This is a genomic window from Nocardia sp. NPDC024068 (assembly GCF_040638875.1).
Taxonomy (GTDB): domain Bacteria; phylum Actinomycetota; class Actinomycetes; order Mycobacteriales; family Mycobacteriaceae; genus Nocardia.
In genome coordinates, this window is record NZ_JBEZYU010000042.1 from 11,968 (window position 1) to 29,860 (window position 17,893).

A 17,893-nucleotide genomic window follows, 5' to 3' on the forward strand; every position below is an offset into this window, starting at 1 on the left:
ATTCAAGGTGACGCTCCGAATAACCAGTCGTGAATCACACCCACGACCGGTATCGGCCGCTCGTGGGCTGTTCGGGGAGTGTCTAGCTGTAGAACGGAGTGATTGATGAGATCGTCGGCCACCGGGGTCGATAACAGTTCGTCCGCAGAGATTTCGGCCGATCCCTTTCCACTCACACCGGCACAGACAGCGATGTGGTACGCCCAGCGGATCCAGCCGGACATTCCGCTGGTCATTGCGGAATACGTTGAGTTCCACGGTGAACTGGATCCCGGTTTGCTGCTCTACGCGATCGAACGCTTCGGGGTGGAAACCCAGGTGGGGTTGCAGCGGATCGTGCAGGTCGGCGGGGTGCCGCATCAGGTGATCGACCCGGCGGCCCGGCCCGGTTGGGCACGGCTGGATCTGCGGTCCGAACCCGACCCGCACGCCGCGGCGCTGCGCTGGATGAAGGACGACGTCCGGACCCCGACCGATTTCGACCACGACCCTCTCGTCTTCAACGCCGTTCTGCGCACCGGCGACCGCGACTACATCTGGTACTCGCGGGCGCACCATATCGTCATCGACGGCTACGCCGCGATGAACGCGCTGGAACGCACGGCGGAGATCTACACCGCCTACAGCGAATCCCGGGAGCCGTCCGTCTCGCGCGCGACTCCGCTGGCCGAGCTCTACAGCGGCGAGATCGAATACCGGAACTCGCAGCGTTTCGCCACCGACGGGCAGTACTGGCGCGAACTGCTCGAGGGCGCCGGTGACGTGGTGAGCCTGTCCACGGTCGCCAACCCGGCTGCCCCCGATTCCGATCCCGGGCGCCGGCTGGTGACCGATAGGCTCGCCCCCGCCACCGAAACCGCGGTGGCGGCCGCCGCGACCGCGCGCGACGCCTCGAACCCGGTGCTGTTCGCCGCCGCCATGGCCTGCTACGTGCGGGCGATGACCGGTGAGAACGATGTGGTGCTGAGCCTGCCGGTTTCCGCGCGGACCACGGTATCGCTGCGCCGGTCCGCGGGCGTGGTATCGAATGTGGTGCCCCTGCGGATCCGGTTCGATTCCGCCACAACGGTTTCCGATGTGGTACGCGCGGTGGAGCGGCAGGTCACCGGCGCCTTGCGGCATCAGCGCTACCGGCACGACGATATCCGCCGGGACTGTGGCTACAACCGCGATACCCGCGGATTCTTCGGCCCCATGATCAACATCATGCTGTTCAGCCGGCCGCTGCGGTTCGCCGATCTCGGCGTCACCGCCCACGTCCTGGCCACCGGGCCGGTCGAGGATCTGTCGGTCAACCTCTACAACGCCGACGGTGGCCCGATGCACCTCGATTTCGAGGCCAATCCGCTGCTGTACAGCGAAGACGAGGTCGCCGCGCACCACCGGCGGTACATCGGTTTCCTGGATCGCTTCCTGAATGCGGCCTCCGACACCCTGATCGGCGCGATCCCGGTGCTCACCGACGGTGAACGCCGCCAGGTTCTCGAGGCCTGGAACGACACGGCGGCCGAGGTGGAACCCGGCACGCTGGCAAGTATTTTCGCCGATCGGGCACAGCGCTGCCCGGATGCGGTGGCGGTGGAGTTCGAGGACGAGGCACTGACCTATCGGGAACTCGACGAACGGGCCAACCGGCTGGCGCGGCTGCTCATCACCGAGGGCGCCGGGCCGGAACAGGTGGTGGCGCTGTGCCTGCGCCGCAGCCTCGACCTGGTGACCGCCATGTACGCGGTGGTGAAAACCGGCGCCGCGTATCTGCCGCTGGATCCGGAGCATCCGGTGCGGCGGCTGGAGGGGATCGTGGACCGCGCCCGGCCGGTCGCCCTGCTGGTGGCCGACCGTGATCGTCTCGAACCGCCGGCGAATATCGATTGTCTGGCGGTGGATACCGCCGATCTCGCCCACCTCGATCCGGCTCCGGTCACCGATGCCGACCGGATCACCCCACTGCGCCCCGACCATCTGGCGTATCTGCTGTTCACCTCCGGGTCCACCGGCACGCCGAAGGGAGTCGGCGTCACGCACCGGGCGATCGTGAACCGGTTGCGCTGGATGCAACACGAGTACCGGCTCGATTCCACCGATACCGTGCTGCAGAAGACGCCTGCCACCTTCGACGTCTCGGTCTGGGAGTTCTTCTGGCCGTTGCAGACCGGCGCCCGGCTGGTGGTGGCGCGGCCGGACGGTCACCGTGACCCCGCCTACCTCGCTGCTCTGATCCGCGAAAAGGAGGTAACCACAGCGCATTTCGTTCCCTCGATGCTCTCGGTGTTCGTCACCGAGACCGAGGTGGGCGGATGCGTATCACTTCGCCGGGTCTTCTGCAGTGGTGAGGCGCTGCCGCCCGCGACGGTGCGCGAATTCCATACCGCGCTGCCGGGCCCGCGCCTGCACAACCTCTACGGGCCGACCGAGGCCGCCGTCGACGTCACCTATTGGCCCTGCCCGGCCGATCCGGACAGCGTGCCGATCGGCTCGCCGGTGTGGAACACCCGGACCTATGTGCTCGACTCCGAATTGCGCCCCGTACCTCCGGGCGCGGTCGGCGAACTGTATCTGGCCGGGGTGCAGCTGGCCCGCGGCTATCTCGGGCAGGCCACTCTCACCGCGGACCGGTTCGTGGCCGACCCGTTCAGTCCGGGGGAGCGGATGTACCGGACCGGCGATCTGGCCCGCTGGCGGCTCGCCGCCCCGGATGCCCCGCAGGGTGTTCTGGATTACCTGGGCCGTACCGATTTCCAGGTGAAGATCCGCGGGCTGCGGATCGAACTCGGCGAGATCGAATCGGCGCTGCTGGCCGATCCGCGGATCGCCCGCGCGGTATGCGTCGCCCACCACACCCCGGCCGGCGACCGGCTCGCCGCGTACGTGGTGCCCCGGGGCGACGGGGAGCCGGACACCGATTCGCTGCGGTCCGACCTGGCCGGATCACTGCCCGCGTACATGATCCCGGATACGGTGACCGCCCTCGCGGAGCTGCCGCTCAACAGCAACGGCAAAATCGACCGCGCGGCGCTCCCGGTGCCCGTCGTATCCGGCACCCGGACCCGCACCGCGCCCCGCACCGAAGTCGAAGAGGCGCTGGTGGCGATCTTCGCCGATCTCCTCGGCGTCGAGGAGGTCGGTATCGAGGACGGCTTCTTCGAACTCGGCGGCAATTCGCTGGTCGCGGCGCGGGCGGTGGCCCGGATCAATACCGCGCTCGGCACCGCGCTGACCATCCGCGACCTGTTCGAGGCCGGCACCATCGCCGAACTGACCGAACGGTTCACCGTGAGTGAGCCGGACCTGGCGTCCCCGCAGCTGGTCCCGGCGACCCGGCCGGACCGTATTCCGCTGTCCCCGGCCCAGCAGCGGCTGTGGATCCTGAACCGATTCGCCGAACACGCCGCGGCCTACAACATGCCGGTGGCCGTGCAACTCGACGGCAATCTCGATATCGACGCGCTGCGCGCGGGCCTGCGTGATGTGCTGGGGCGCCACGAGAGCCTGCGCACCACCTTCCCGGATCTCGGTGCGGGCCCGCAGCAGCTGATACATCCGCTGCCGGAGGTGCCGGTGGACCTGGAGGCCGTTCAGGTCGGCGCTGCCGATATCACCCGGCGAACGGCCGAATTCGTTTCGCAACCGTTCGACCTGCGCACCGAACTCCCGTTCCGGGTCGCGCTCTACGCCACCGATACCGACTGCCATGTGCTGGTGCTGGTTCTGCACCATATCTGCGGCGACGGCTGGTCGGTCGCGCCACTGGCCCGCGACCTCACCGATGCGGTCGCCGCGCGGGCCGCGGGCCGGGCGCCGGAATGGACCCCGCTGCCCGTGCAGTACGCCGACTTCACGCTCTGGCAGCGTGAACTGCTCGGAGAGGAATCCGATCCGGCCAGCGCGCTGAGCCGTCAGGTCACCCATTGGCGGGCCGAACTGGCCGGCCTGCCCGATCAGCTCGACCTCCCCCTGGACCGCCCGCGTCCCGCACGCCGCTCCACCGAGGGCGGGCGGGTCGCGTTCACCATCCCGGCCGGAACCCGGAGAGCCGCGGCGGAACTGGCCGCCTCCCGCGGGGCGAGCATGTTCATGGTGGTGCACGCGGCCCTGGCCACACTGCTGTCCCGGATCTGCGGCAGCACAGATATCGTGATCGGCACCCCCATCGCGGGCCGCACCGATCCCGCGCTGGACGAACTCGTCGGGATGTTCGTCAATACCCTGGTCCTGCGGACCGAGGTCGATCCCGCGGCCGATTTCGACCGGATGCTCGATATCGTCCGGGAAACCGATCTCAACGCGTTCGCCAACGCCGATGTGCCGTTCGAGCGGCTGGTGGACGTCGTGAACCCGGAACGTTCCGGTGCCCGGCATCCGCTGTTCCAGGTGATGCTGTCCTACGACAACGCCGGGGAACTCGACCTGGACCTGCCCGGCGTGCGCACCGAGATCCTGCCCCTGGACGCCGATATCGCCAAGTTCGATCTGCAGCTCGAAGTGCACGACGACAACTCCGGTGGCGAACTGCACGTCGAAATGGGTTATGCCACCGATGTTTTCGATGAACGCACGATTGCGGCAATTGCCCGCCGGTTCGTCAGCGTACTCGGCGCGGCGGTCGCCGCGCCCGGCCGGCCGATCGGCGATATCGACGTACTGGACCGGCGCGAATACGGGAATCTCGTCCCGCTGGCCGGTGGTCCCGCCGAGCCGCCGGTATCGCTGTCGGAACTGCTGCACCGGTCCGCGGTCCGCGACCCCGACGGTGTCGCGGTGCGCTGGCGCGGCCGCGATACCAGCTACCGGGAACTCGACGAACGGGCCAACCGCCTGGCCCGGTTGCTGATCGCGCGGGGCGCCGGACCCGAGACGGTGGTCGCGGTGGCGCTGCCGCGTGGGCTCGACGCCATCACCGCGATCTGGGCGGTCGCCCGAACCGGCGCCGCGTACGTGCCGGTCGACCCGGGCTATCCGCGTGACCGGATTGCGCATATGCTCATCGATTCCGGTGCGCGCCTGGGGATCACCGGGCCGGATCAGCTGGCGGCGCTGCCCGAACAGGCCGTCGAGACCTGGCTGGTGCCCGGCTCGCTGGAGTTCGAATCGGCGTGCGCCGCCGAATCCGCCGCCACGGTCACCGACGCCGATCGTGTCCGGCCGCTGCGCACCACGCACCCGGCCTACCTGATCTACACCTCCGGGTCCACCGGAACGCCGAAAGCCGTGGTCGTGACCCATGCCGGGCTGGCATCGTTCGCCGCCGAACAGTGCTACCTGTTCGGCGTCACCCCGGCCTCGCGGACCCTGCACTTCTCCTCACCGAGCTTCGACGCCTCGGTGCTCGAGCTGCTGCTCGGATTCGCCTGCGGGGCGACCGTGGTGATCGCGCCCCCCGATATCTACGGCGGCACCGAACTCGCCCAGCTGCTGCGGGTCGAGCGCGTGACCCACGCGTTCGTCACCCCGGCCGCGCTCGCCACCGTCGATCCGGCCGGCCTGGACCGGTTGCAGACGGTCATGGTCGGCGGCGAGGCCTGCGGGCCCGAACTCGTGGCCACCTGGGCGGACCGGTACCGCATGCACAATATGTACGGGCCGTCCGAGGCTACGGTGGCGGCCACCATGTCCGGGCCGATGCGTGCCGGACGTCCGGTACCGCTCGGCCATCCGGTCCGGGGGATGCGGCTGTTCGTCCTCGACTCCCGGCTGCGCCCGGTACCGCCCGGCACCCCCGGCGAGCTCTACCTCTCGGGACCGGGCCTGGCGCGCGGTTACCACGGCCGGCACGGCCTCACCGCCGCCCGCTTCGCGGCCAACCCCTACGGCCGCCGCGGTGAACGGATGTACCGGACCGGCGATCTGGTGGTGGCCGATCGGTCCGGACGCCTCCGGTTCCTCGGACGCGCCGATGATCAGGTGAAACTGCGCGGATTCCGGATCGAGCTGTCCGAGATCGACCACGTCCTGTGCACCCACCCCGGAGTGCGTTCGGCGCTGACCGTGGTGCACACCGACGCCCAGGGGCATCAGCGCCTGGCCGCGTACCTCGTCGCGGATACCGAACTCGACCCCGCCGCCGTCCGGGCGACCGTCCGCGGACGGCTGCCGGGCTATATGGTCCCCGACGCCGTCACCCGGCTGCCGGAATTCCCGACGGCCCCGTCGGGCAAACTCGACCGTAAAGCATTGCCCGAGCCGGATTTTCTCGCCACGACCGTCGCATCACGCCCGCCCGCGACCGACGCCGAACGCCGGGTCGCCGAGATCTTCGGCCAGGTATTGGGGCGTGAGGTTCCCGGCGCCGAAGACGGGTTCTTCGATCTGGGCGGTAATTCGCTGCTGGCGACCCGGCTCGTCGGCGAACTGTACGAACAGTTCGGTGTCGATCTGCCGGTACGCACCGTTTTCGAGGCGCCGACCGTCGCCACGCTCACCGAACACCTCGTCCGGACACCGGTGACCGTCCGGGTGCCGCTGACCGCCTACGATCCGCGACCGGCCCGGCTGCCGCTGTCGCTGCCGCAGCAGCGGTTGTGGTTCCTGAACCGGTTCGCTCCCGAATCCAGTGCCTACAACATCGCGTTCGCTCTCGATATCGAGGGCGCGCTGGACGTACCCGCCCTCCGGGCGGCGCTGGGCGACCTCGTCGAACGGCACGAAGTGCTGCGGACCGTCTACCCCGACGACGGGTCCGGCGCGCAGCAGCGGATTCTGCCCGCGCCCTGGGCGCTGCCCGCGCTGGAACCGCGCGACGCCACGCCCGATGCGGCGGAGGCACTGCTGAACGAATGCGCCACCACCGGTTTCGATCTCACCTCCGGCGGCCCGTTGCGCGCCATACTGCTGCGGACCGGGGAGAACCGGTACCGGCTCGGCGTGGTGGTGCACCATATCGCCGCCGACGGCTGGTCACTGGCACCACTCACCCGGGACCTCGCGGTCGCCTACCAGGCGCGATCCGCCGGGGCCGAGCCGGAATGGGCTCCGCTCGAGGTCCAGTACGCCGATTTCGGGCTGTGGCAGCGGGAACATCTCGGCGCCGATACCGACCCCGACAGCCTCGCGGCGCGCCAGCTGGGCTACTGGCGGGACCGGCTGGCCGGGCTGCCCGACGAACTGCCGCTGCCCTACGACCGGCCGCGTCCCGCCGAACCCCGGCAGACCGCCGCCACCGTGCGCCGCACCATCCCGGAACCTGTGCGGCAGGCGTTGACGGCGCTGGCCCACACCCACGGGGTGAGCGCCTTCATGCTGATGCGGTCCGCGCTGGCGGTATTGCTGCGCGCGGTGACCGGCGGCCGCGATATCGCCATCGGCACCCCGGTGGCCGGGCGCACCGACCGCCGCCTCGCGGATCTGGTGGGGATGTTCGTCAACACCCTGGTACTGCGCTCCGATATCGATCCCGCCCGGCCGTTCGCCGAGCTACTGCTGGCCGACCGCGATTCCGAACTGGGTGCGCTGGCCAACGCCGATATCCCCTTCGAACAGGTCGTGGGCGCGCTCGGCAACGACCCCCGTGCCACCGGTCGTCACCCACTGTTCCAGGTGGCGCTCACCGTGGCCGATACCGCGGTCCCGCCGCTCGAACTGCCGGGGCTGACCGTCGCGGCGGCACCGCTCGATATCGCCCGCGCGAAGTTCGATCTGGAACTGCGGGCCGGTGAACTGGACGGCGGCGAACTCGAATTCGTCTACGCCGATGAATTGTTCGACGCCGCCACCGTCGCGACCCTGGCCGACCGGTTCCTGCGGGTGCTCACCACGATCGCTGCCGACCCCGCGGTCCCGGTGGGCGATATCGACACCCGGACCGATACCGAGCGGGCGACGCTCAGCCCGGCACGCGGACCCGCTCCCGGTATTCCGCGCACCCTCGCCGCGCTCTTCGGCTCGACCGTGCTCGCCCACGGGCACCGGCCCGCGCTCTACACCGACGACACCGTCCTCACCTACGCCGAACTGGACCGCCGGGCCAACCGTCTGGCACGCGCCCTGATCCGGCGCGGGCTGGGTACGGGGGACAAGGTCGCGCTGGGACTCACCAGATCCGCCGATTCGGTGGCCACCATGCTCGGAATCGCCAAAGCCGGTGCGGCGTTCGTGCCGGTGGATCCGAACTACCCGCCGGAGCGGGTGAAACATATGCTCGCCGACTCCGGTTGCGCCTTCGGTATCACCCGGACCGGTCATGCCGACAATCTGCGTGCCGCCGGCGGCGAAGACATCGAGTGGCTCTTGCTCGACGCGCCGGCCGGGCACCGCGAGATCGCCGGATCGGCACCGGACCCGGTCACCGACCGCGAACGGGTGCGCCCGCTGCGGATCGGCAATCCCGCCTATCTGATCTACACCTCCGGCTCCACCGGCACCCCCAAGGGCGTCACCGCCACCCAGGGCGCGCTCGCCGATCTCGCCGACGAGTTCCGCGATCGGCTCGCGGTGCACCCCGCCGCGCGGACCCTGCACTTCTCCTCGCCGAGTTTCGACGCGGCGATCCTGGACCTGCTGCTGGCGATCGGCGCGGGCGCCGCGATGGTGATCGTCCCGCCCGAGGTGTACGGCGGCGACGAACTGGCCGAACTCATGACCCGGGCCGAGGTCACCCACACCTTCATCACCCCGGCGGCGCTGGCCACCATCGACGGCTCCCGGTGGCCGCTGCCGCGGTTGAAGGGGTTGATGGTCGGCGGGGAGCATCTCGGCCCGGAACTGGTCGCCCGCTGGGCACCCGGCCGGCGAATGTTCAACGCCTACGGGCCCACCGAAACCACCGTGGTGGTCTCGGTGACACCGGTCGCGGTCGACCGCCCCGCCGGATTGGGGGGTCTGATCCGCGGCACCCGCGCCCTGGTCCTCGACGAACGACTGCGGCCGGTGCCGACCGGTGTGCCCGGTGAGCTCTACCTGGGCGGGCCCGGCCTGGCCAGGGGCTACCACGAGAGGTTCGGGCTCACCGCGTCCCGGTTCGTCGCCGACCCCTACGGGCCCACCGGCGCCCGCATGTACCGCACCGGTGACGTCGTCCGCTGGACCGCCGACGGCGATCTGCGCTATCTCGGCCGCAGCGACAGCCAGGTGAAGGTCCGCGGATTCCGGATCGAACTCGGTGAGATCACCGCCGCGCTCGCCGCGCATCCGGCGATCCACTTCGCCCACACCGAGGTGCGCGGTGTCGGCGGTACCGACCGGCTCGTGGCCTATGTCCGGCCGGCCGACCCCGGTAACCGGCCCGAGCCGGAGGAGCTGCGCGACCATCTGGCGCAGCGGCTGCCCCGGCATATGGTCCCGTCGGCGTTCACGTTGCTCGACGAGATTCCGCTCACCCCGGTCGGCAAACTCGATATCGCCGCGCTGCCCGAACCCCGGGCGCTACCGGCGGCCCGGGCCGGACGCGCACCGGAAACCGCCACCGAGCGCCTGGTCGCCGCGGTGATGGGGGAACTGGCCGGCAGCGCGGTCGCCGATGTGAACGAGAGTTTCTTCGATATCGGCGGAAACTCGCTGCTGGCCACCCAGCTGGTGGGCCGGCTGGCCGCGGCCACCGGTGCCCGGATCGCCGTACGCACGGTGTTCGCCGCGCCGACGGTCGCGGAACTCGCGGCACTACTGGACGACGAAGCCGATGGCACCGCCGGTCCCGCGCTGGTGCGGCGGGAACGGCCGGAGCGGATTCCGCTTTCCCCGGCCCAGCAGCGACTGTGGTTCCTGGAACGCTTCGGTGGTTCGGGAGACCCGGACGCCGCGCAGGGTGCGTACAACGTCCCCATGGTGCTGCGGTTGCGGGGCCCGCTCGACCATGCCGCGCTCACCACCGCGCTGCACCGTGTGCAGGAACGGCACGAAACCCTGCGCACGGTGTTCCCGGAGGTCGACGGTGAACCGGTCCAGCGGGTGATCCCGGCGGCCGAGGCCGCGATCACCCTGCACAGTCCGGCGGCCGCCGCCGACGACCTCCACGGCGCCATCGCGCGTTTCGTCGCCCCCGGCTTCGATCTGGCCACCGGGGTACCGCTGCGCGCGGCACTGTTCGCCGTCGCACCCGATGAATATGTTCTCGTGCTGGTCGTCCACCACATCGCGATGGACGGCTGGTCGCTGGCACCGCTGGCCGCCGAGGTGGCCGGCGCCTATCGCGCGGTCCGGCTCGGTGCGGAACCGCCGGCCGACGATGACGGGCTGCAGTACATCGACTACACCCTGTGGCAGCGCGAAATGCTCGGCGACGAGGACGATCCCGCGTCGTCGATCCGCGGCCAGCTCGACTACTGGCGCGACACCCTCGGCGGGTTGCCCGAGTTGCTCGCGGTACCCGCCGACCGGCCCCGCCCGCCGGTACCGTCCTATCGCGGGGGCACAGTGCAGGAACGGCTCGACGCCGATCTGCACCGTGATCTGAAGGATCTCGCCGGCCGGCACAATGTCAGTCTCTTCATGGTGTTGCACGCCGCCCTGGCCGTGCTGCTGCACCGGGTCACCGGATCCGGTGATATCGCGGTCGGTACCGCGGTCGCGGGTCGCGGCAGGCCGGAACTGGACCGGATGATCGGGATGTTCGTCAACACCCTGGTGCTGCGGACCCCGGTCGGGTCCGGCGATCGGTTCACCGATCTGCTCGATACCGTGCGCAGTACCGATCTCGACGCGTTCGGGCATGCCGAGCTGCCGTTCGAGCGGTTGGTGGAGGTACTGAACCCGGCGCGTTCCCGGGCCCACCACCCGCTGTTCCAGATCATGCTCTCGGTGCACGATGAACCGGTGCGGGCGCTGGATCTGCCGGGCCTGAGCATCGAGGCGCTGGATATCGACCCGGGTATCGCGAAATTCGATCTGCAGTTCACGCTCACCGAATGCCATACCGGCGATCGGAAGCCGGGCGGTATCACCCTGTCGGTGAACTACGCCGCCGATCTGTTCGACGAACCGAGCGCGGCGCGGCTGGGACGCCGGCTGATCCGGCTGCTGGGCGCGATCGTCGCCGATCCTTCGGTACCGGTCGGGGATCTGGAGCTGCTCGAACCGTCCGAATGGTCGGCGCTGGCCCCGTTGCGTCGTTCCGACCCCGATAATCCGGTGACCCTTCCGGAGGTCTTCGGCGCCGCGGCGGCCGTGGACCGGCAGGCGGTCGCACTGGCCGCGGCCGGTGTCGAGGTCACCTATGACGCGCTCGACCGCTGGAGCAATCGGCTGGCCCGGGTCCTGATGGCGCACGGGGTCGGCCCGGAAACCCTGGTGGCACTGGGTATTCCGCGGACGATCGAATCGGTGGCGACGGTGCTGGCGGTGACCAAGACCGGCGCGGCCTTCGTACCGGTGGATCCCGGCTACCCGGCGGCGCGGATCACCCATATGCTCGCCGATTCCGGTGCGGCCCTGGGACTCACTCTCGCCGAATACCGCGATCGGCTCCCGGACGACTGCCGCTGGCTGGCACTCGACGATCCGGACGTCCGCGAACAGGTCCTGTGCGCGTCGAGCGCCCGGGTCGCCGATACGGAACGGACCGCGCCGCTGCGGATGGACAACCCCGCCTATGTGGTCTACACCTCCGGGTCCACCGGAACCCCGAAGGGCGTCGTGGTCACCCACCGGGGTCTGTCCAATTTCGCCGCGGAGACCGCGCATCGGTTCGATGTCCGGCCGGGCAGCCGGATCCTGCACTTCGCGACACCGAGTTTCGATGCCGCGATGCTGGATCTGCTGTTCGCGCTGGGCGGTGCGGGCACGCTGGTCCTGACCCCGCCCGGAGTCGTCGGCGGAGCCGAGCTGGCGCGGGTGCTGACCGCCGAGCGGATCACCCACGCGTTCATCACCACGGCGGCCCTGGCCACGGTGGATCCGGAGGGCATCACCGATTTCCAGCATGTGCTGGTGGGTGGTGAAGCACTGCCGGCGGAGGTGGTGGCCCGCTGGGCACCGGGGCGTGACCTGCACAATGTCTACGGCCCCACCGAGACCACCATCGTCACGGTCATGTCCTCGCCGCTGTCCCCGGGCGGCCCGATCCCGATCGGCGAACCGATCCGGGGTGTCGCCGCCATGGTGCTCGATTCCCGGCTGCGGCCCGCGCCGCTCGGGGTCACCGGCGAGTTGTTCCTCGCCGGTGGCGCGCTGGCCCGCGGATATCACGACCGGCCGGGGCTCACGGCGCAGCGGTTCGTCGCCAATCCGTTCGGCAAGCCGGGTGAGCGGATGTACCGGACCGGTGACCTGGTGCGGATCGGCGCCGGTCCCGGCGGCGGGCCGGGCGATATCGAATACGTCGGCCGCACCGATCACCAGGTGAAGATTCGTGGTTTCCGGATCGAGCTGGGTGAGATCGATGCCGCGCTCGGCCGTTATCCGGCGGTGGAGTTCTCGCTCACCGTCGGACACCGGACCGCCGCGGGCGCCACCGCGCTGGTGTCCTATGTGAAGGCCGGACCCGGGACCACGGCGGCCGAGTTGACCGAACACCTGTCCGGACTGGTGCCCAATTACATGGTCCCGCAGTCGATCATGCTCATCGACCGGCTGCCGCTGACTCCCGTCGGCAAACTCGATCGCTCCGCGCTGCCCGCGCCGGTCTTCGGCGGGACACAGGGGTACCGGGCGCCGGTTGGTCCGGTGGAGACCGCGTTGTGCGAGATCTTCGCGGACGTACTCGAGGTGGAGCGGGTCGGCGCCGGTGACGGATTCTTCGAGCTGGGCGGTAATTCACTGCTCGCGACGAAGGTCGTCGCACGAGCCCGCGAAGCGGGGCTCGAGCTGCCGATGCAGTTGCTGTTCGGTGAATCCACACCCGCGGCGCTCGCCGCGCGGCTGGGCGACGGAACCGCCGCCGATGCGATGGATCTCGCGTTGGCCCCGCTGCTGCCGCTGCGCCCGGCCACCGGTTCGGACCGGCCACCGCTGTTCTGCGTACATCCGGCGATCGGGTTGTCCTGGTGCTATGCGGGACTACTCGCCGAACTACCCGCCGACCGGCCGGTCTACGGGCTGCAGGCGCCGCAGGCGACCGGAGATCCCGGATACGGGTCGATCGCCGAGGCCGCCGAACACTATGTGGCCCGGATCCGCGACGTGCAGCCGCACGGGCCCTACCATCTGCTCGGCTGGTCGCTCGGCGGTCTGATCGCGCACGAGATCGCCGTCCGGTTGCAGGCCGCCGGTGAACAGGTCGCGCTGCTGAGCATGCTGGACAGCTACCGGCTCTCCGATGATCTCGCCGCCGACGCCGTCCCGGGTATCGGTGCGATCCTCGGCGAATTCGGCGGCCAACTCGCCGTCGACGGTCCGGAACCGACCCTGGCCGAGGCCGCCGATCTGCTGCGCTCCCGTCCCGGTCCGTTCCAGGCGCTGACCCTGGAACATCTGGAACGCCTGTACGCCGGCTACGCCGACGGTACGGTCCAGGCGAACGGGTTCCGGCCAGGGGTGTTCGACGGCGATCTGCTGTTCTTCGCGGCCGGAACCGATCCGGTCAATCTGGCCGAACCGGATCGCCGGCCCGGCGCCTGGCAGGAGTTCGTCACCGGCGAGGTGCGCGCCCACGAACTGGCGTGCACGCACGCGGAGATGACGACCGCCGAATCGCTGGCCCTGATCGGCCCGGTACTCACCGAACACCTGCGCGCCGCGGACAACTCCGCGAAGACGCGGTCACAGCCCGGTATCGAAACGAAGGAGAACGCTCAGTGAACCCCGCGGTGCAGATCACCGGTCTGGTGAAGATCTACGGCCGGACCCGGGTACTGGACGAGGTCGATCTCGAAGTGCCCGCCGGTACCGTGATGGGCCTGCTCGGCCCCAACGGCGCGGGTAAGACGACCGCTGTTCGTATCGTCACCACGCTGCTGAAGCCGAACGCCGGGTCGGTGCAGGTCGCCGGTGTCGACGTCCTGCACGATCCGGCCGGCGCGCGCCGCCTCATCGGAGTTTCCGGCCAATACGCCGCGGTGGACGCGAACCTCACCGGTTACGAGAATCTGCGGATGGTTTCGCGGCTCTACGGGATGTCGCGGGAGACTTCGGCGGCGCGGGCCCGGGAGCTCCTGCGCGATTTCGGGCTCGTCGAGGCGGCCGACCGCCGGGCCGGAACCTATTCCGGCGGTATGACCCGCCGCCTCGACCTGGCCGGGGCATTGGTGGCGCGCCCGCCGGTGGTGGTGCTCGACGAACCGACCACCGGCCTGGATCCGCGGGCCCGCAAGGACATGTGGCGGGTGATCGCCGAACTCGTCCGGGACGGCACCACGGTATTGCTCACCACCCAGTACCTGGAGGAGGCGGACCGGCTGGCCGACAAGATCGCGGTGCTCGACAAGGGCCGGGTCATCGCCCGCGGCACCACCGACGAGCTGAAATCCTCGATCGGCGGCGACCGCCTCACCGTCGTTCTGACGCCGGGCCATGATCCGGCGGTCGCGTTGCGGGTGCTCGGCGAGATCGGTATCGGTGAGCCCGCGCACGAGGCGAGTGCCGACGAGGTGTCGGTGGTGGTCGGCGACGGCTCCCGCACCATGGTCGAGGCGCTGCGCAGGCTCGACGACGCCGATGTGCAGGTTGTCGACGCGCGAGTGCACCGCCCCAGCCTCGACGACGTCTTCCTGTCCATCACCGGAGCTCCGGCGCAGCCGGACACCGAGCCGGAAATCCACGAGGCACCCGAGGAGATCATGTCGTGAGCACCGCAGAAGCCGCGGTCGAACAAGTGGACGCCACAGCCGGAACCGGGGGCGCGACGGAATTGCACACCACACCTGCAACGCATCGACTCCGGAAATCGAGCGGGCCCCGGATGCGGGTCTTCCGGGACAGCGCGATCGTGGCGCACCGCAACCTGCTCACCATCATGCGGGTGCCGACCCTGCTGGTGACCGCCACGGTGCAGCCGCTGATGTTCGTGTTCCTGTTCGCCTACGTTTTCGGCGCATCGCTCGGCGGCGGTGAATACCGGGAATTCCTGATCGCCGGAATCATGGCGCAGACCGTCGCCTTCAGCGCGGCGTTCACGACTGTCGGCCTGGCGGGCGATCTGGAGAAGGGCATCATCGACCGGATGCGCGCGCTGCCCATGTCGCGGCTGGCGGTGCTGATGGGCCGAACCCTGTCCGATCTCGTGGTGAGCATGGTGAGTCTGACGGTCATGACTGCCTGCGGTTATGTCGTCGGCTGGAGTATCGAGGGCAGTTTCCTCGACGCCGTACTGGCCTACGGGGTGCTGCTGCTGTTCGCGTTCGCGATGTCGTGGGTCGGGGCGCTCACCGGTCTGCTCGCACCGAATGTCGAGGTCGCCCAGAGCGCCGGACTGATCTGGCTGTTCCCGCTGTCGTTCATCTCCTCGGCGTTCATCTCCGCCGAAACTCTGCCGGGCCCGCTGGCCACCATCGCCGAATGGAATCCCATCACCGCGGTCGCGGCGACCGGCCGGAAACTGTTCGACAACAGCGCCCCGCCGACGTTCATTCCGGCCAGCGGCTGGCCGGCCGACCACTGTGTCGAATACGCGATCGGCTGTTCACTGGCGATCCTGGCGATCGCCATCCCGCTGGCGCTGCTCCAGTACCGACGGGTCGCCAGCCGCTGACCCGGCACGGAAAAGACCGTGCCCGCCGGACGATCCCGGCGGGCACGGTCTTTTCACGGGTTCCGACCCGGAATGGGCCGAACCTACTGCGCTGTGATCGGAAACCGCTGTGATCGGAAACCGATCGGAAACTCAGCCCCGGCGACGGGTCTTGAGCAGTTCCAGGCGTTCTTTGAGCAGTTCCTCGAGTTCTTCTTTGCTACGCCGCTCGAGCAGCATGTCCCAGTGCGTGCGCGGCGGCTTCACCTTCTTCGCCTCCTGCGTGGTGCCCTCGAGCAGCACACCCTCCTGGCCGTTGCGGCACAGCCAGGTCGGCGGGATCTCGGCCTCGTCGGCGAACGGGACGTCGAACTCTTCACCATTGTCGGTCCGGTACCGGGCGATCCGGCGGGGTGCCAGATCATGGTCGCGGTCGGTTTCGTAGCTCACCGCTCCGAGCCGGCTGCCCCGGAGTACGCGATCTGCCATCTGTACAGGTCCTCTCTGTGTTGTGGCGCGTTGCCGCGCGCGGGTTCGCGGTCCTGGATCGTTCGGTCGCGCTGCCGCCGGAGCGGAAAAACACCTGGCGGGTGTATCCGCTGCGGGGGCACCGGAACCCGATCCGGGCCCGAACCGGTGGGTTGACCCCTGTGGTTCTCCGACGCGGACCTCGTGAGTCCGCGCTTCGCCGGCCGTTGCGTTCCGCCGACCGTTCGGGTCACGTGTGCCGACCGTTACCTGTGGTACGAATCGTCGATTCGTGCCGGTCCCGGCCGTGCGCCCTGTTCATGTCAACGTTCGTGAGGGTCGATCCGTTCCCTTGTTCGGGAGAGCCTGTTAATTGTACGGGGTTCGGCGGAGTAGGCCGCGCGGTGTGCGGTGTGTGCCGATGGGACAGTGCCTATTAGGGTGTCGGGTCATGTCGCGCCGGTTGCAGTCGTGTCTGTGGTGTGGTCGGGAAATTGTGGATACGGAAGCGGGTCGGCGGCGCCGGTATTGTCGGCAGTCCTGCCGGCAGCGCGCCTACGAACACCGCAACAATGTGAAGGGCACTGGGATCCCGGCTGATTCGGTGGTGCTCAGTGCCGCCGAGGCCACCGCCCTGGCCGACCGCTGGTTCGCCGCCCGATGCGCGGCCGAGGATGTCGCCATCGCGATCGAGGAAGGCGCCGATACCGTGGAATTGGCACGCCTCAGCGCGGCCCTGGTGGAACTGGCGCGAGACGCGGAACGTCTGCGCTGACCGGATCGGTACCGGGCCGGTGTTCCGGCACGGTACGGATGCTCGCCGCCGCCAGGCCCGCGACCACCACGGCCAGGACGGACACCGCCAGCAGAGTGGCCCAATCGGGACGTACCAGCGGCTGACCACGCATCGCCTGCCAGAAGGTGATCGCCAGGAGTCCGGCCCAGCCGAGGGTGACCACACCGACCAGCCTGCTCCGGGTACGGACCGGGCGCAGTCGCGAAAACCTCGCCGCACCCCAGGCGAGCGCGACCGCGGCGAGGAGCAGCACCTGGATCCCGTGCAGGCCGACGAAATGGGCGATTCGCAGGTCACCGCCGATCGTGCTCCAGTGGGTGATCGGCATCCCGGCCGCCGCGTCCGGTGCGCCGAGTGCCTGCCGGGTTTCGGCGTCGACCACGGTGTGACCGGCGGCCAACTCCACGAGGCGACCGTCCGCGGTCCGGGTGAGCTGGGTTCCGGTGAACCCCATGAGGTATCCGAGTGCCATCGCGGCCACCGCGAGCGCCAGCCCGCCCCGGATCGCCCAGACGGTCGGCCGATCCGCTCCGGGCCGGATCGAAACGATCACCGCGATCACCAGATTCGCGACGAACAGACCGGGCACGCCGGAGGCGAACACCAGCTGGCCGATTTCGTTCACCGCGTCGGTCTCGGTATTGAAATGGCTGAACGTACCCCGGGCGGCCTGCACCACCACGAAACCCACATCCACCACCCCCGTCACCGCGAAGACGAGTCCGAACCACCAGGTGATCCGGCTGCCCCGATGCGGTAGTGACAGCAGCCAGGCCAGGGTGAGCGCGTACAGGAAGAACGCCAGCCCGAATTTCACGGGTTTGAGCCATACCGACTCGCCGAGCAGTTGGCGGTCGTCGAAAACCATCGCGACGAGACCGGAAAACACCAGACCGGCCATTGCCGCGGAACAGAGCAGCAAAGGCCGGTGCAGGCGTCCGATCACCCGACGCGGATCGGAGAACAGGGGGCGGCCGGTGGAGTCCGGCACGCCGGGCGGGGAGAGTGCGGGCATGGACCGACGGTAGGAACGGGAGACCGGGGGAGACGCCCCGCTACGGGACGGATACCACCCGCTACCCCGGTATCGCCGGGGC

General features: G+C 69.5%; 6 protein-coding genes. 4 read left to right on the plus strand and 2 right to left on the minus strand.

Features of this window, described 5'->3' with window-relative positions:
• Nucleotides 1-105 precede the first annotated feature (105 nt).
• The 3 genes from AB0F41_RS23990 to AB0F41_RS24000 all read left to right on the plus strand — a co-directional run bounded on the left by AB0F41_RS23990 (nt 106) and on the right by AB0F41_RS24000 (nt 15,553).
• Nucleotides 106-13,665: an amino acid adenylation domain-containing protein gene (locus AB0F41_RS23990; RefSeq protein ID WP_357427381.1), complete on the plus strand. Its 13,560-nt coding sequence runs from the start codon at nt 106-108 to the stop codon at nt 13,663-13,665.
• A complete protein-coding gene (locus AB0F41_RS23995) occupies nt 13,662-14,651 on the plus strand; it encodes an ATP-binding cassette domain-containing protein (protein ID WP_357427383.1) in 990 nt (329 codons plus the stop codon). Before AB0F41_RS23990 ends, AB0F41_RS23995 begins: the two co-directional genes overlap by 4 nt.
• 113 nt (nt 14,652-14,764) lie before the next feature.
• Nucleotides 14,765-15,553 carry an ABC transporter permease gene (locus tag AB0F41_RS24000; RefSeq protein WP_357427431.1) on the plus strand — a complete coding sequence of 263 codons (789 nt, stop codon included), beginning with the start codon at nt 14,765-14,767 and terminating at the stop codon, nt 15,551-15,553.
• A 132-nt stretch (nt 15,554-15,685) separates the two neighbouring features.
• Here the strand turns inward: AB0F41_RS24000 and AB0F41_RS24005 are convergent, their stop codons facing one another.
• Nucleotides 15,686-16,021, minus strand: coding sequence for an RNA polymerase-binding protein RbpA (locus AB0F41_RS24005; protein WP_357427385.1), 336 nt, complete (start codon nt 16,019-16,021; stop codon nt 15,686-15,688).
• 430 nt (nt 16,022-16,451) lie between these two features.
• Here AB0F41_RS24005 and AB0F41_RS24010 point away from each other — a divergent pair, with 430 nt between their 5' ends.
• Nucleotides 16,452-16,775, plus strand: a complete 324-nt coding sequence (locus AB0F41_RS24010) for a hypothetical protein (RefSeq protein WP_357427387.1) — start codon at nt 16,452-16,454, stop codon at nt 16,773-16,775.
• Here AB0F41_RS24010 and AB0F41_RS24015 read toward each other — a convergent pair.
• On the minus strand, nt 16,726-17,811 hold the full coding sequence (locus AB0F41_RS24015; protein WP_357427389.1) for a hypothetical protein: 1,086 nt from the start codon (nt 17,809-17,811) through the stop codon (nt 16,726-16,728). The genes AB0F41_RS24010 and AB0F41_RS24015 overlap by 50 nt on opposite strands.
• Nucleotides 17,812-17,893 lie beyond the last annotated feature (82 nt).

What these genes read in the sequence shown, in the direction of transcription:
- AB0F41_RS23990 (WP_357427381.1), top strand. Translation starts at nt 106, where the DNA reads ATGAGATCGTCGGCCACCGGGGTCGATAACAGTTCGTCCGCAGAGATT.
- AB0F41_RS24000 (WP_357427431.1), top strand. Translation starts at nt 14,765, where the DNA reads ATGCGGGTCTTCCGGGACAGCGCGATCGTGGCGCACCGCAACCTGCTC.
- AB0F41_RS24005 (WP_357427385.1), bottom strand. Translation starts at nt 16,021, where the DNA reads ATGGCAGATCGCGTACTCCGGGGCAGCCGGCTCGGAGCGGTGAGCTAC.
- AB0F41_RS24010 (WP_357427387.1), top strand. Translation starts at nt 16,452, where the DNA reads ATGTCGCGCCGGTTGCAGTCGTGTCTGTGGTGTGGTCGGGAAATTGTG.
- AB0F41_RS24015 (WP_357427389.1), bottom strand. Translation starts at nt 17,811, where the DNA reads ATGCCCGCACTCTCCCCGCCCGGCGTGCCGGACTCCACCGGCCGCCCC.